Source organism: Roseibium suaedae, assembly GCF_900142725.1.
Lineage (GTDB): Bacteria > Pseudomonadota > Alphaproteobacteria > Rhizobiales > Stappiaceae > Roseibium > Roseibium suaedae.
The window spans coordinates 1,274,019-1,288,618 of record NZ_FRBW01000001.1 but is presented as its reverse complement, the minus strand read 5'-3'; the positions used below and the strand labels follow the sequence as shown (position 1 = coordinate 1,288,618).

Sequence of the window (14,600 nt, the reverse complement as noted above, 5' to 3'; positions counted from 1 at the left end):
GAAAGCGGGACACCGCCTTGAAGATCGCATTCACCGCGCCGATGAAGCCGCTGGACGATCCGGTTCCCTCCGGAGACCGGACCATGGGCCGCTTGATCGTTCATGCGCTTGAACTCGGCGGACATGAAGTGCGCGTGGCCAGCACGTTCCGCGCCTGGATGAAGGACGGCGGCGACAAGGCCATCCTGACCCGGGAAATGGAAGCCCTGGCCGAGGCGGACAGGATCACCCGGGTGTGGGAGGCCGAAGGCTACCGGCCGGACCTGTTCCTGACCTATCACCTCTACCACAAGGCTCCCGACTGGATCGGCCCGGCCCTGGCCGACCGGTTCGCCATTCCCTATGCGGTCATCGAGGCAAGCCGGGCCCCGAAACGAAAGACGGGCCCCTGGGCCGCCGGTTTCGCCGCTGCCGACGAGGCGCTTGCGCGGGCCGATGTGGTGGGCGCCCTGCATCGCGCGGATGCGGAATGTCTCGGCGCGGTTCTCCAGCGCGAGCGGCTGCAGATCGTGCCGCCGTTCCTCGACACCCTGCCTTTTGAAACCGCTGCAGATCTCGCGATCAGGCATGGCAAGTCCCCTCGCCTGCTGGCCGTCGGCATGATGCGTGACGGCGACAAGACCCGTTCCTATGAAGTTCTGGCGGATGCTCTGTCCCGCTGCATGGATCTGGACTGGTCCCTGACCGTGATCGGCGACGGCCCGAACCGGGCCTATGTGGAAAGCCTTTTCCCGCCCGAGCGCACCAGCTTCCTTGGCGCAATGGCGCCGGAACATATGCCCCAGCATTATGCCGCCCATGACCTTTTCGTCTGGCCCGCCATCCGGGAGGCCTTCGGCTTTGTGTTTCTGGAAGCGCAAGCCTCCGGCCTCGGCGTTGTTGCAGGCAGCACCTTCGGCGTGCCGGACATCGTGCTCGACGGCAAGACCGGCCTGCTGGCACCGGAAGGCGATGCGGAGGCCTTCGCGGTCCATCTGCGCACCCTGATCCCCGATCCGGACCGCATCAAACTGCTGGGCGAGGAAGCAACCCGCCATATCCACTTCCGGCACACGCTGGAGATGGGCGCGGCACGGCTGAATGCCTTTCTTGAAACGGCGCTCGACAACCGCTGGCAGCGCAGCACCGCCCTGCGCCGTCCGCACCAATCTTCCGGCCAGTCTCTATGATCCCTGCCCTATGACCCTTTCCGCCTTTCTTCACGTCCAGCACCTTCTGGGGACGGGACATGCCGTGCGCACGGCGGCCATCGGCAAGGCTCTGGCGGCCAGAGGCGTGCATGTGACCCTGGCGACCGGCAACCTGCTGCCGCCGACCCTCGATACATCCGGTCTTGAAGTTGTCCAGCTGCCGCCGGTCAAAAGCCCGGATGCTGTCTTCAACCGGCTGGTAACACCGGATGGAACCCCGATTGACGACGCCTGGCAGAAGGCCCGCGTGACGGAAACGCTCAAGGCCTTTTCCGCCCGCCCCTATGACCTGCTTTTGACCGAAACCTATCCCTTCGGCCGCCGTCAGTTCGAGTTCGAGTTGTCCGAGCTTTTGAAGCTTACCCGTTCTTCCTCCAGAAAGCCGATGATTGCGACCTCCATCCGGGACATTCTGGTGCGCAAGCAGGAGCTCTGGAAAGAGGAATGGATGGCCGATCAGGCCCTTGCCCATTACGATCGGATCCTCGTTCATTCCGATCCCGAATTCGTCCGTCTCTCCGACAGCTTCCCCTTTGCCGAAAGGGTCGAGCATCTGGTGCGCTACACCGGTTTTGTCGGCGGCGGGCCGCGCCCGGTGCCGCCGGAAGGCGACGGCGAGGATGAGGTGATCGTGTCCTGCGGCGGCGGCGCCGTTGCGAAAAACCTGCTGGAGGCAGCCCTGGACGCCCGACCTCTGTCCCGAAGAGCTGGCGACACCACCTGGCGCCTGCTTGTTGGGCACGACATTCCGGAGGCGGATTTTGCCGCCTATTGCGCCCGCGCATCGAAGGGCGTCATCGTGGAGCGGGCACGGCGGGATTTCCCGGGTCTTCTCCAGCGCGCGCGTCTCTCGGTCTCCCAGGCAGGGTACAACACGGTGCTCGACATCCTGATCGCAGGGGTGGCCGCCGTCTTCGTTCCCTTCGCGCAGGTGAAGGAAACCGAGCAGACCCAGCGGGCAGAAGCGCTCGCAACTCATGGCCGGGCCGTCATGACCCCGGAACAGAACCTGACGCCGGAGCGTCTGGCTGCCGCCGTGGACGATGCCCTTGCCCTGCCGCGCAAGGAGACCCATGTCCGACTGGGCGGGGCTGAGGAAAGCGCCCGCATCCTGCTGGAAGACCTGAAAGCCAGAGCTGTATGACTGCCGAATTCGACCGTTTCCAAGAGGAACTGACCGCACATCTCGACTGGTTTGCCGAGCGGGGCCGCAAGGTCCGCTTCTGGTGGCGCGATGATGATGCGATCGAGCCGACCGCCGATCTGGACCGGCTGCTGGCAATAGCCAATGCTCATGACGTCGACGTGGCGCTGGCGGTGATCCCGAAAGACGCGACGGAGGCCTTGGCCGACCGTCTTCAGGGTGAGCCGCATGCGGTCGTCCTGCAGCACGGCTGGCAGCACAAGAACTTTCAGCGCAAGGATCTGGGCGAGAAGGCAGCAGAGCTCGGCACCCGCCGGGATGTGGAAGAGCTGATCGGCCAGCTGGCGGAGGGCAAGGCGAGGCTGGAGCAACTGTTCGGCCCGCGCTTCGTGACTGCCGTGGTACCGCCCTGGAACCGGATCGCCCCGGAAGTCTCCCGCGCTCTGCCCAAGATCGGCCTGCCGGGCCTCTCCACCTTCACCTTCCTGAATTTTCCGCGGGTCCATCAGGTGCAGTCCCACGTGGACATCATCAAGTGGAAGAAGGACCGGCGCTTCATCGGCTGGAACTCTGCCCGTCTGCGCCTCGATCTGCAGCTCTGCCGCCGCCGGACCAATCCGTCCGAACCGCTCGGCATTCTCTCCCATCATCTCGCCCATGATGAAGGCTGCTATCAGTTCCTTGAGGAATTCCTGAAGATCGCAGCCCACCACCCCGGCGCCGACTGGCCCAGGGTGGCGGATCTGTTCAGCGCGGACTGATCGGCCGGCTTCTGATACCCGTCATGAGCCGGACGCGCGGAAAAGCGCTGGCCACTGCACGGCGATCGCACCAAGGGTGACGAGCAGGACGCCGACGAGACGGACACTCTCCATCGGACGTGCGGGAAGCCCGACACCGCCAAACGTGTCGATGGCCACCGAAGCCAGGATCTGACCGGCGATAACAGCGGTCATGAACCCGGCAGCCCCCAGCCGCGGAACCAGCAGAATGGCTGCGGTGATGTAGATTACCCCGGCAACGCCCCCGATCCAGATCCACTTGGGCTGAGCGGACAGGGTGCTGAAGACCGGCATCGGCACTTTCAAAAGCACAAGCGCGGGAATGAGGCAGAGCGCACTGACGCCAAGCGACATCATCGTCGCCCAGAGCGGATGGCCAAGCGCACGTCCAAGCGCCGCATTGGCGCCGCCCTGAAAGGGCACGACAGCCCCGGCAAGAACGGCGGCGATTGGCAGAAGCAGAGAATAATACATGGTGTTTCCTTTCTGGCTGCGCCCCTGCTACCCTTGAATTTCATGCATTTGAAATTCATTCCAAAGCCAGAAACATGCACCAGACGAATAATCTGAGAGCCATCGACCTGAACCTGCTTGTCGTTCTGGATGCCCTGATTGCCGAGCAACACCTCTCCCGCGCGGCAGAGCGGCTGAACATGAGCCAGCCGGCCGTCAGCCATGCGCTCGCCCGGTTGCGGCGGCTTCTGGATGATCCGCTCTTCACCCGGGAAGGCGGCCGCCTGATGCCGACGCTTCGCACGCTGGAGCTGACACTCCCCTTGAGCGAAGCCCTCAGTCAGATCCGGACGGTCCTCACCCCTGCGGCCTTCGACCCGGCCTCCCGGCACCTGTTCCGGATTGCGGCCTCCGACTTCGGCACCTCTCTCCTTCTGCCCGGAATGATGCAGCGGCTGCGGCAGAAAGCCCCCGGTATCGACCTTGTGGTGACCCAGGCCAGCCGGGAGGCCATGGTGGCCGCCGTGACCGATGGTGACATCGATCTGGCCCTGGGGGTCTTCCCCAGCCTGCCTGCCCAGGTGGAAGCCGAAACCCTGTTCGAGGACAGCTACGCCTGTCTTCTGGATCCGGCCTGCCAGCCGCAGCCCTTTGACGGCTTGACCGAGGCGCTCTATTTCGACGCGCCCCATATTCTGGTCGCCGTCCATGGGGAAGCGGCCACAGAGATCGACATGCATCTCCGTGCAAGCCGGAAGACCAGACGGATCGCTCTGGTCCTGCCCCACTGGAGCGTTGCGCCCAGCCTGGTCGAAGGCACAGACCTCATCCTCACCGCAGCCCGGCGCAGTCTGAAACCTGCAGGCGGCCGATTGCTGACCGTCCTCCCACCCCTGCCTTTGCCGGTCATATCCTTTTCCGCCATCCTCCACCGGCGCCGGCGTGCAGACCCCGCCCTCCGATGGCTGCTAAGCGAAATCAGAGAGATCGCAGCCGGTTGAGCGTGAGGTGGAAATTCCGAAGCCACCTGCCTTTTCAGCGCGGAAAGGCGGGGCCAACGGGGCTATGCAGCGGTCAGATGCTCGAAGAGGATCCAGGCTCCCAGACCGCACAGGGCGCAGCCTCCGAAGGTTTCAGCGATGCGGCCGAAGCGTTGGCCAAGGAAGCGTCCGGCAAGCATGCCGGTGGAACTCATCACCATGGTGGCAGCCCCAATCGCAAACGCGATAAGGAAAATATTCACGTGCAGGAAGGCAAGGGAGACCCCCACAGCCATGGCGTCGAGAGAGGTTCCGACTGCCGTGACCACAGTGGTCCAGAGGGAAAGCGGCGCAGCGTCTTGTTCCTCCTCGCGCGTCCAAGCCTCCAGCACCATCCGTACGCCGACTGCGGCAAGAAGGCAGAAGGCAATCCAGTGATCAACAGCCGCCACATAACGGCTGGCAGCAACGCCTGCGGCCCAGCCGACCAATGGAGTGATAGCCTCGACCACGCCGAAAATGGCACCGGTTCTGAGCGCATGGCTCAGGCTGGGCCGGCGCATGGCAGCGCCCTTGCCGACAGACGCGATGAAGGCATCGATGGACATGGAAATAGCGAGAACGCCGATTGAAATCGGAGACATGGGAAGTCCTGTGGGCTGAGCCGGGCGATGGACGGATTCCGCCCGCAGAATCCCACCGCCACGGTCTTGCAAAGCCCAAGAGCCAGACACGCCACGCGGACATCCCCGCGAGTATGTTGACGTGCCTCCGCCATCGCTGGCGCCTGCTACTCCCCGATGACCGGGAAGTAGGTTCGGCGGAGAAGAAAGTCAATTAAAATAATAACTTAGTATTGCATGTCATTTGCAGCAGGGGTTTAGGGGTTCAAAATCCCGATCGTTTTAAACCCCGCCTCACAGACCCACACTACCTGCCCACATGGTAGGGTTTTCTTTCTGCCCATGTTTTTCTAATCTCGGCAGGCGCGCTAGACCGGACCATAGCCTTCACGCTTGGCATCTGTGTCTGGCCAGCTCTGACCGCCTCTCCTGCCCCAACCTCTTTGCTCAGCCCGCGCCATGTCCAAGACCACTCCCGCCACGCAGGTTCTCACCAAGGCCGGCATCGCCTTCACGCTCGTGACCTATGATTATGACCCGGGCGCTGAACGGGTTGGCCTGCAGGCCGCCGAAGCCATTGGCGTGCCCCCGGCTGAGGTGTTCAAGACGTTGATGGCAGAGCTGGATGGCAAGCCGGTCTGCGCGATCGTTCCCTCCGACGAAGAGGTGAACATGAAGAAGCTGGCGGCAGCCCTCGGTGGCAAGTCGGCGCAGATGATGAAGCCGGTGAATGCGGAGCGGCTGACCGGCTACAAGGTCGGCGGCATCAGCCCGCTCGGCCAGCGCAAGGGCGTGCCCACTGCCCTCGACGAACTGGCAACGCTCTACGACGAAATCTACCTCAACGGCGGCCAGCGCGGCCTCCAGATCCGCCTTGATCCGGAAGACCTGATCAAGGTCCTGAACTGTCAGGTTGCCGACCTGGTGCGGTGAGGGAGATACCCGCAGACTGATCCTGGACGAAGCTGGCCCGGGATCCACGAGTGTTTCACGTCGAGAATATCTTCCACCAAGGTTCAGCACCGGCCGTCTCGATCTGCTTCGGAGAGACCTGGGCCGATTTCTGTTCCTGTTGCTGGCTGCCGCAAATAATTTTCCACAAAACCTCAGCCTTGAGCATAAGACAACCTATGTTCTCTTTCTCGCCTTCAAGAAAGCTATTGTAGAAAACATAGTACGCTCCGGCCTTTTCCTCAGAGAAATAACCGGTAGAGCAGGAGGTGATGGCCAACCTCAACTGATCGATGTCGATCTTGTAGGAGTAGAAATCCTGCCCCTTGATGGCATCCAGTTTCTTCGCCTGGACCAACATCGTGTATCCAGCGTAATTCCAGATCCAGTCGCCGCCGAATTCAGATTCCAGCTTGGCGCCCTGCAAACTGGTGGTGCCAAGTCCGAAACCGTTGTCATTAGACTGTTGCTGTATGAAAGCCAGATTGACGCTGGTAATGGCATCCTCGCGGATCATCTCCCCCATGTTTGACGATGCAGCCATGACGTCATAAGTCCACACCGAGCGTTCTTTCAACACATTCACCAAAGTCATAGCAGGCTGCCTCTCTCAGAACCGGCCCCAGTCACCGGGCTTGTTCGAAGGACGCTGCAAGCAGTTCCCTTGTGACGCCATCCCTGATCAATTTGGCAACGGGCAGGCTGCACCATCCATTCCCGCCAACAGTCGCTGTCTCACACGAGTTCTTTCCCAGCAGGAACTGGCGAGGTAGGATCTGGCAGTCCGTTTCCTACTCCTGACCTCGAGTTTCCCCAGTGACCGACACGCTTTACCTACTCCAGCCGGGCTTTACCGATCCGGCCTTCCCCGGTGAGACCTTCTATTGCTGGCACTGTGCCTTGATGGAGGGAGTGCTGGCCTCGTTTCCGGAGCTGGCGGCGCGGATCGATGTCCGGCGGATCGCCTGGCCGCGGCCGCGGCTGGAAATCGTGGAGCTGCTGGGAGAGGAGAACCAGTCACTTCCGGTACTGGTTCTGGAGGAAGGCGGGTTCATCAATGACAAGGACGCGATCCTCAGCGCCCTGAGTGAGCGGCACGGCTTTCCCCTGCCGCACCCGTGAGCCGAAGAGGAGAGCAGCATGAAGATCCCGCCGCCTCTCATTGCCCTCGCAGGGGCCGGTGCGATTTATGCCGGAGGTCTCTGGCTGCCCTTTGCAACTCTTCAGTTACCCGGTCAACGGATTGCAGCGCTGGTGTGCCTGATCGCAGGCCTCGTTCTGGAGCTTCACTCGGTTGCAGCCTTCGTCCTGCGAAAGACGACAATCACACCCCTGAAGCCGGAACGCGCCTCCGTGCTGGTGACGAGAGGCTTTTACCGCCTCACCCGAAACCCGATGTATCTGGGAATGGCCTTGCTGCTTGCAGCCGTCACACTCTGGACCGGGAGCCTGACCGGTCTCCTGATCGTGCCGCTGTTTATTGCGGTTCTCACCGAATTGCAGATCAAACCGGAAGAAGCGGCCCTTGAGCAGATCTTCGGCGACACCTACACGCTCTACAAGGCGAGCGTTCGCCGCTGGATTTGAGGTGCGGGGCAACTCTAGAAAGCTGCCCCGGCTCTCTCAGCTCAAGCCGTAACCGGCTTGAGCCTGCCTGATTTAGTCAAGCCGTGACCGGCTTGGGCCTGCCTGTTTGGGTCAAGCCGTGACCGGCTTGACCAGGCGCATGCGCCAGGTGACGCCCTTCTTGTCGGAGCCAAGGCGGTAGTCGTCGAGAACTTCCCACTTCGCTGCGTCGTCGGTGGCTTCCCACAGCTTGGCGATCAGCTTGTTGGCACCGCTTTCCGGACGCTTGGGAGAATACATGGACAGGGCAATGACGCCGTCCTTCTTCAGGAACGGCACATAGCGGGCGACGAGGGCAGCCGGGTCTTCAGCGAAATGCAGTACTTCGTTGAAGACGATGGCGGAGAAGCTTTCGCCGTCCTTCGGCTCGAACGTGTGCATGTCGCCAGCCCGCAGCGAGGCGATGGACGGGTCGACATTGGCGATTTCCAGCGCGGACGGTGCCAGGTCCATGCCGACATAGCGCTTGATGCCCATCGGCTGCAGGCGCTCGTAAAGCAGGCCTTCACCACAGCCGATATCCAGAACCTCTTCCATGCAACCGGTGAGGTTCAACCACATGCCGATGATGCCATAGCGGCCGCTTTCGGGCAGCGAACGCAGAAAGGCCCAGCGGCCGGCTTCGTATTCCTCGTTCCAGCCTTCTGCGGTGGTGGCGTTCTTGGACATGAATTCTCCAGACAATGCGCCCGCATCGCGCCTTGCGGCGGCGGGTCTCTTCTTTTCAGGTGTTGAGGATCACTTATAGGGATCTGCCGCGTCGCGCAAACCATCGCCCAGGAAATTGAAGGCCAGAACCACAATGATGATCGGGATAACCGGGGCCATGAGCCAGGGATAGACCGTCACCACGGAAATGTTCTGCGCTTCATTCAAAAGCACGCCCCAGGACACGGAGGGACGGCGCAGGCCGAGATTCAGGAACGACAGGGCCGTCTCCCCCAGGATCATCGAGGGGATGGACAGGGTCGCAGAGGCGATGATGTGACTGGTGAAGCCCGGCAGCAGATGCCGGGTGATCACCCGCTTGGGCTTTGCCCCCATCAGCAGCGCCGCCTTGGCATATTCTTCTTCACGCAGGGACAGGAGCTTGGAGCGGACGGCGCGGGCGAGACCCGGCCAGTCGAGCAGGCCCAGAATGACCGTCAGGCCAAAATAGATCCACACCGGGCTCCAGGTGACCGGAAGGGCTGCGGACAGCGCCATCCAGAGCGGCAGTTCCGGCAGGGAGCGCATGATCTCGATCAGGCGCTGGATCAGGTTGTCGGCCAATCCGCCGAAATACCCGGCAATGCCACCGAAAAACAGGCCGAGAACAATGGCGATCGTCACGCCGACCAGACCGACGGTGAGCGACAGGCGCGCGCCATAGACAAGACCGGAGAACTGGTCACGGCCCAGACGGTCCGTGCCGAGCAGGAACAGGGTGCCGTCCTCCGCCGGACAGACAAGGTGGAAATTGGCCTTGAACAGGCCCCAGAACTCGTAGGTATCGCCGGAACAGAAGAACCGCAGCTTCTGCACCTTGGTCGTGTCGTCGCTGAAGACCCACTTCAGATTGACCATGTCGAGGTCGGACTTCATGCCATAGACGAAGGGGCCGACGAGCTTGCCGTCATGGAACAGGTGAACGGCCTGCGGCGGGGCATAGAGATGCTGGCTGTCGCGGGTGTTGGGCGTATAGGGCGCGATCTGCTCTGCAAAGGGAACGCAGAGATAGAACAGCAGCAGAATGACGCCAGACCAGACGGCCAGCTTGTGGCGGCGGAACTTCCACCACATGATCTGCCATTGCGAGGCCTGATAGAAGCGCTCCTGCTCCGGTGTCAGATCCTCCGCAACAGTCGGATTGAACGGTTCTGGATGAACGTAATGGGTGCTCACGGCCGTGGTTTCCTTTGTCCCGGTCATGACGCAGCCCTCCCGCCAAGCCGGATTCGCGGATCAAGCACCGCCAGCAGCAGGTCGGACACCAGCATTCCGATCAGGGTCAAAACAGCAACGAAAAGAAGAATGAAGCCTGCCAGATACTGGTCCTGGCTCTGCAGCGCGGACAAAAGCACCGGCCCGACCGTCGGCAGGTTCAGAACCACCGACACGATGACGGAACCGGAGACCAGCGACGGGATCAGGTTGCCGATGTCGGCAATGAAGGGGTTGAGCGCCATGCGCAAGGGATACTTGGCCAGCAGCTTCTTTTCCGAAAGGCCCTTGGCGCGGGCCGTGGTGACATATTGCTTGTGCAATTCGTCCAGAAGATTGGCGCGCAGACGACGGATCATGGCAGCCGTACCGGCGGTGCCGATCACGATGGTCGGCACGATCAGATGCGCCAGCACCGACAAGACCTTGCCCATGCTCCAGCCCTGATCGATGTATTCGGGCGCCATCAACCCGCCAACCGACAGGCCGAACCAGCGGTTAAAGAGATAGAGCAGGATCAGGCCGAGCAGGAAGTTCGGCACGGCAAGGCCCAGATAGCCCAGGAAGGTGAAGCCATAATCCCCCCAGGAATACTGCCTGGTTGCCGAATAGATGCCGATCGGGAACGAGACGATGTAGACGAAGAGAATGGTGGTGAAGTTCAGGATCACCGTCAGGGGCAGCGTCGGCCCGATCACCGTTTCCACCGGCTTGTCGAACTCGAACGACCAGCCCCAGTTACCCTGCAGCAAACCATCGAACCCATGCGGGCCGGACCAGAGCCCCACCCAGATCAGGTAACGTTCGAAAAACGGCCGGTCCAGAGCGAATTCCTTGCGCAGGAACTCCAGCTTTGCGATGGACGCGGATTCACCGGTCGATTTCAGGGCCGAGATCTGGTTGGAAATATAATCGCCAGCCGGCAGTTCAATGATGAAGAACGTCAGGAAGCTGATGATGAGCAGCGTCGGGACCATCGCAAGGATCCGGCGCAAAATGTAGTAGATCATCAAATTTCCCCTCTCCCTCTTTGTTTGTTCTGAGGGACTGTTTTTATAATCTATCAAAATGAGGCGCGCCCGGGCAGGCCCGGACGCGCAAGAACTTTCCCGGGCTTAACGGCGGTGCTTCTCGTCAAGGAAGAACTCGTCCATGCGGTGAATACCGAACTGAGCTCCCGGATCCCAGCCGTAGATCGCCGTCAGCGGCACATTCTGCACGCCGTTTATGACAACCGGTTGCGGCACTTCCGACACCAGGCCGATGTGGATGGTTTCATCCGCATGGATCTGCAGCATCTCCTCCCAGATCTTGCCGCGTTCTTCTGCCGTCGCCGATCCCAGCCAGGACTGGTAGAGGTCCATCAGACGAACCGCCGGGGCCCAGTCGGGCTTTTCACCGCCGGCACCTTGCGTTTCGTAATAGTCACCCCAGGAATGCCAGGACAGGAAGTCACCGCTGGTCGGCGCAAAGTCGCTCGGCGGCATTTCCGACGTCGGGATGCCGTTTTCGAAACCGGACCAGACCGACATGACCAGATCGCCAGTCACTGCCCGGTCGCGCACGATGTCGCGCTGGCTCGGCTTGATGAACAGCTTGACGCCGATTTCCTTCCAGGTCTCGGCCACGAGCTCCAGGGCATCGTCATGGGACTGGTGCTCACCGAAGGTTTCCACGATGATTTCCAGCGGACGGCCGTCCTTCATCATGCGCACACCATCGCCGCGGCGTTCGGTCAGTCCGATCTCGTCCAGCAGCGCGTTGGCCTGCTCCGGATCATACTGGGCCCATTCGGTCCGGTAGCCGGCCTTGTAGAGCGGGCTGATGTCCAGCACCGTGTCATTGCCGGACTTGCCCAACCCGAAGAACAGGGTGCGGTTGATCATGTCCCGGTCGATGCCGAGGGAAAGCGCATGGCGGAAACGCTTGTCCCGGAGCAATTCACGCCAGACCGGATCCTTCACCGTCAGGTTCGGAAGAATGGAAATCTCCGAGCCCTTGGTGTTGGTCCACAGAGCCGTGGTGTAGCCGCTCTGGGCCTCGCCCTGCTTCAGGACAGTGATGTCGGAGAAGGACAGGTTACGGGCCTGTAGGTCGCTCTCGCCGGCCTGGGTCTTGGCGGCAATCAGCTTGCCATCGGCAACGGTCATGATGACCTTGTCGATATAGGGCAGCTGCTGTCCGGTGCTGTCGACCCGGTGATAATAGGGATTGCGGTTGAGCACAAAGCGGCGGTCACTTTCCCCCTCCATGCGCACCCAGGGCTGAAGCGATGGCAGATCCGGGTTCTGCGCGTTGTACATGTCGTCCAGCTTGTTGTGCAGCGGCGCCCAGCCGCGCGCCTTCATTGCCCCGGCCTTTTCCTCGATGAACTCGGGCTTGCCGAATTTGGCGTGGAACTGCTTGAGATAATGGGCAGGCCGGTAGATGAACGGCGGGCTGGACTTGGCCAGCTCCGGCAGGAACAGCGGGTTCGGCTTGTCCCAGGTGTAGCGGACGGTGGTCTCATCCAGCATCTCGAACTTGGGACCCTTGCCGTCAACCATCAGGAACGGCGGCAGTCCGGCCGGGTTCAGCTCCTCGTTCATCGCCACATCTTCGAAATAATAGCGAAGATCCTCAGCGCCGAAGGGCTGGCCATCGGACCACTTGTGGCCCTTGCGGGTGTGCAGTGTGAAGATGCGGCCTTCCTCGACCTCGAAGGCCTCGAGGATATCGGGAACCAGTTCCAGCTTCTCGTTGTAGCCGACGAGACGGGCATAGCCCCAGACATTGATCAGGCGGACATCCTTGGCCCGGCCGATCAGGGTGTCGAGTGTGCCGCCTGGCGTGCCCGTGGTCCGGCCACGCGCCGCCATGTCCACGATCAGGGGTTCTGCCGGCACGCGCTCGCTAACAGGCGGCAGACTGCTGTCAATTCCCGGCGTTTCCTTCAGGTCCAGCGCAAGCGCCGGCCAAGACGACAAGGCAGTGAAAACCAGCGCGGATGCGCCAATTCCCTTCCAAAACTTCATGCTGCAGTCCCCCTCGCGGCACCGGAAGAAGCAAGCCCCGGCGCACAGACAAAATGATCTTTTTCTTGTTCAACAAGCACCGGCTCCATCTGATCAGTCAGACGGTAGGGCTCCGGCCAGCTGGCCGGATCAGAAGCCCGCTGGGCTCCAAGAGCGGAAAAATCGAGCGGCGCATTGAGGTCCGGTTCGGGAACCGCGGCCAGCAGCGCCTTGGTGTAGGGGTGCAGCGGGTTGCTGACCACTTCGCGGGTCTCCCCAACCTCGACCACCCGTCCACGGCACATCACGGCGATCCGGTCGGCGATATAATCGACCACCGCCAGGTTATGGCTGACGAACAGGTAGGTGAGATTGAGATCCCGCTTGAGATCCTGCAGCAGATTGAGGATCTGCGCCTGAACCGACACGTCGAGTGCGGAGGTCGGCTCATCGCAGAGGATGAATTCCGGATTGAGAGCCAGCGCCCGGGCGATGCCGATACGCTGACGCTGACCGCCGGAGAAGGAATGGGGATAACGGCGCAGATAGCGCGCATCGAGCCCCACGAGGCTCATCAGCGACCGGGCGCGTTCGGCCTGTTCCGCCGGCGTGCCGATCCCGTGGATCTGCAGCGGCTCGGTCAGGATGTCGTTCACGGTCATGCGCGGGTTCAGCGAGGAGAACGGGTCCTGGAAGATCAGCTGCACGCGGCGGCGATAGTCCATGAGGTCATCGCCAGACAGTTTGGAAATGTCCTGAAGCCCCTTGCCGCGGTTATAAAGAACCTGACCACCATTGAGATCCAGCGCCCGCAGGACCGCGTTGGCAACCGTGGTCTTGCCCGACCCGGATTCTCCCACCAGACCCAGGCATTCGCCCCGTCGGATGGTGAGATTGACGCCATCCAGCGCCTTCAGAACCGTCGGCTTTGGCGACAGAAGACCGCTCTTGCGCAGGGAGAAGCACTTGCGCGCGTTGCGCACTTCCACCAGCGGTTCGCCCGGCGGGACGGTGCATTCCACCCGGTTGCTCTTTAGATCGGCTGCATTGACCACAATCGGCCGGATCGGGACCAGCCGGTCTGCCTTGTCCATGTTGAAGCTCGGCACCGCATTGAGCAGGGCCTTGAGATAGGCGTGCTGCGGATTGGAGAAGAGCTGCTGAGCCGTGCCCTTTTCCATGATCTTGCCGTGATAGATCACCACGACTTCATCGGCCATGTTGGCGACCACGCCGAAGTCATGGGTGATCATCAGGACCGACATCTTCAGCTCGGCCTGAACATCCTTGATGAGTTTCAGGATTTCCGCCTGAATTGTCACGTCCAGAGCCGTCGTCGGCTCATCCGCGATCAACAGGGCCGGGTTGCAGATCATCGCCATGGCGATCATCGCACGCTGGCGCAGACCGCCGGACAATTCGAAGGGATAGGCATCCAGAGCCCGGTCCGGATCCGGAAAATGCACAAGCTGCAGCATGCTGCGGGTCAGTTCCCGCGCTTCCGGCCGGGTGACGTTCCGGTGCAGCATGGCGGCTTCGCCAATCTGGTCACCAATGGTGTGGAGCGGCGACAGCGACGTCATCGGTTCCTGGAAAATGATTGCCACCCGGTTGCCGCGCAGGCTGCGCATGACCGGCCCCTTGCGCTCAAGGGCCGCAATATCGACCGGCTCGGAGCTGCCACTCGGGTCGGCGAGCAGCACGCGGCCACTGGCAATTTTGGCAGCAGGCGGCAGAAGTCCCATGATGGTCTGGGAAATGACGGTCTTGCCGGAACCGGACTCTCCCACGAGTGCCACGGTCCGGTTCTGGGGAACCGTGAAGGACACATTGTCCACTGCACGGGTACGCCCCTCAGCCGTATGAAAATCGACAGTCAGGCCATCGATCGTCAAAACATCCACTGCCACTTCCTCCCGCCCGGTAAAGCGTGTT

General features: G+C 61.7%; 15 protein-coding genes and 1 riboswitch. Of the genes, 7 read left to right on the top strand and 8 right to left on the bottom strand.

The window, feature by feature from the left end; genetic code table 11:
• Positions 1-17: 17 nt before the first annotated feature.
• From BUA94_RS05825 to BUA94_RS05815, 3 genes are read left to right on the top strand one after another with little or no spacing between them, the layout of a single operon-like run.
• Positions 18-1,169: a glycosyltransferase family 4 protein gene (locus BUA94_RS05825; protein ID WP_073009958.1), complete on the top strand. Its 1,152-nt coding sequence runs from the start codon at positions 18-20 to the stop codon at positions 1,167-1,169.
• A gap of 10 nt (positions 1,170-1,179) precedes the next feature.
• Complete coding sequence (locus BUA94_RS05820; protein WP_073009955.1) at positions 1,180-2,334, top strand: glycosyltransferase family protein; 1,155 nt, start codon at positions 1,180-1,182, stop codon at positions 2,332-2,334.
• A complete protein-coding gene (locus tag BUA94_RS05815; protein ID WP_073009953.1) occupies positions 2,331-3,095 on the top strand; it encodes a polysaccharide deacetylase family protein in 765 nt (254 codons plus the stop codon). Before BUA94_RS05820 ends, BUA94_RS05815 begins: the two co-directional genes overlap by 4 nt.
• A gap of 21 nt (positions 3,096-3,116) precedes the next feature.
• Here BUA94_RS05815 and BUA94_RS05810 read toward each other — a convergent pair whose 3' ends face one another.
• Complete coding sequence (locus tag BUA94_RS05810) at positions 3,117-3,590, bottom strand: DMT family transporter (RefSeq protein ID WP_073009951.1); 474 nt, start codon at positions 3,588-3,590, stop codon at positions 3,117-3,119.
• A 74-nt stretch (positions 3,591-3,664) separates the two neighbouring features.
• Between BUA94_RS05810 and BUA94_RS05805 the strand changes: the two genes are divergently transcribed.
• Positions 3,665-4,570 (top strand): LysR substrate-binding domain-containing protein, encoded by a 906-nt coding sequence (locus BUA94_RS05805; protein WP_073009949.1) that lies wholly within the window; start codon positions 3,665-3,667, stop codon positions 4,568-4,570.
• A gap of 62 nt (positions 4,571-4,632) precedes the next feature.
• Here the strand turns inward: BUA94_RS05805 and BUA94_RS05800 are convergent, their stop codons facing one another.
• The gene (locus BUA94_RS05800; protein ID WP_073009947.1) at positions 4,633-5,193 is read right to left on the bottom strand and encodes a manganese efflux pump MntP; all 561 of its coding nucleotides are present in this window, start codon (positions 5,191-5,193) and stop codon (positions 4,633-4,635) included.
• A 2-nt stretch (positions 5,194-5,195) separates the two neighbouring features.
• A riboswitch (yybP-ykoY riboswitch) is annotated at positions 5,196-5,360 on the bottom strand.
• 271 nt (positions 5,361-5,631) lie between these two features.
• Between BUA94_RS05800 and ybaK the strand changes: the two genes are divergently transcribed.
• Entirely contained in the window at positions 5,632-6,105 is a 474-nt protein-coding gene (gene ybaK, locus BUA94_RS05795; protein WP_073009945.1) for a Cys-tRNA(Pro) deacylase, read from the top strand.
• 55 nt (positions 6,106-6,160) lie between these two features.
• Here the strand turns inward: ybaK and BUA94_RS05790 are convergent, their stop codons facing one another.
• The gene (locus tag BUA94_RS05790) at positions 6,161-6,718 is read right to left on the bottom strand and encodes a hypothetical protein (protein WP_073009943.1); all 558 of its coding nucleotides are present in this window, start codon (positions 6,716-6,718) and stop codon (positions 6,161-6,163) included.
• A gap of 221 nt (positions 6,719-6,939) precedes the next feature.
• Here BUA94_RS05790 and BUA94_RS05785 point away from each other — a divergent pair, with 221 nt between their 5' ends.
• Together BUA94_RS05785 and BUA94_RS05780 are read left to right on the top strand one after the other, a co-directional pair.
• Positions 6,940-7,245, top strand: a complete 306-nt coding sequence (locus BUA94_RS05785; RefSeq protein ID WP_073009941.1) for a DUF3088 domain-containing protein — start codon at positions 6,940-6,942, stop codon at positions 7,243-7,245.
• Positions 7,246-7,263: 18 nt separating this feature from the next.
• Positions 7,264-7,710 carry a methyltransferase family protein gene (locus tag BUA94_RS05780; protein ID WP_073009939.1) on the top strand — a complete coding sequence of 149 codons (447 nt, stop codon included), beginning with the start codon at positions 7,264-7,266 and terminating at the stop codon, positions 7,708-7,710.
• 111 nt (positions 7,711-7,821) lie between these two features.
• Here the strand turns inward: BUA94_RS05780 and BUA94_RS05775 are convergent, their stop codons facing one another.
• The 5 genes from BUA94_RS05775 to BUA94_RS05755 all read right to left on the bottom strand — a co-directional run bounded on the left by BUA94_RS05775 (position 7,822) and on the right by BUA94_RS05755 (position 14,569).
• Positions 7,822-8,418: a class I SAM-dependent methyltransferase gene (locus tag BUA94_RS05775; RefSeq protein ID WP_073009938.1), complete on the bottom strand. Its 597-nt coding sequence runs from the start codon at positions 8,416-8,418 to the stop codon at positions 7,822-7,824.
• A gap of 69 nt (positions 8,419-8,487) precedes the next feature.
• Positions 8,488-9,660 (bottom strand): ABC transporter permease, encoded by a 1,173-nt coding sequence (locus BUA94_RS05770; RefSeq protein WP_073009937.1) that lies wholly within the window; start codon positions 9,658-9,660, stop codon positions 8,488-8,490.
• Complete coding sequence (locus tag BUA94_RS05765; RefSeq protein WP_073009934.1) at positions 9,657-10,682, bottom strand: ABC transporter permease; 1,026 nt, start codon at positions 10,680-10,682, stop codon at positions 9,657-9,659. The genes BUA94_RS05770 and BUA94_RS05765 overlap by 4 nt, the downstream gene beginning before the upstream one ends.
• 105 nt (positions 10,683-10,787) lie before the next feature.
• The gene (locus BUA94_RS05760; protein ID WP_073009932.1) at positions 10,788-12,686 is read right to left on the bottom strand and encodes an ABC transporter substrate-binding protein; all 1,899 of its coding nucleotides are present in this window, start codon (positions 12,684-12,686) and stop codon (positions 10,788-10,790) included.
• On the bottom strand, positions 12,683-14,569 hold the full coding sequence (locus BUA94_RS05755) for an ABC transporter ATP-binding protein (RefSeq protein ID WP_073011036.1): 1,887 nt from the start codon (positions 14,567-14,569) through the stop codon (positions 12,683-12,685). The genes BUA94_RS05760 and BUA94_RS05755 overlap by 4 nt, the downstream gene beginning before the upstream one ends.
• Positions 14,570-14,600: the final 31 nt, after the last annotated feature.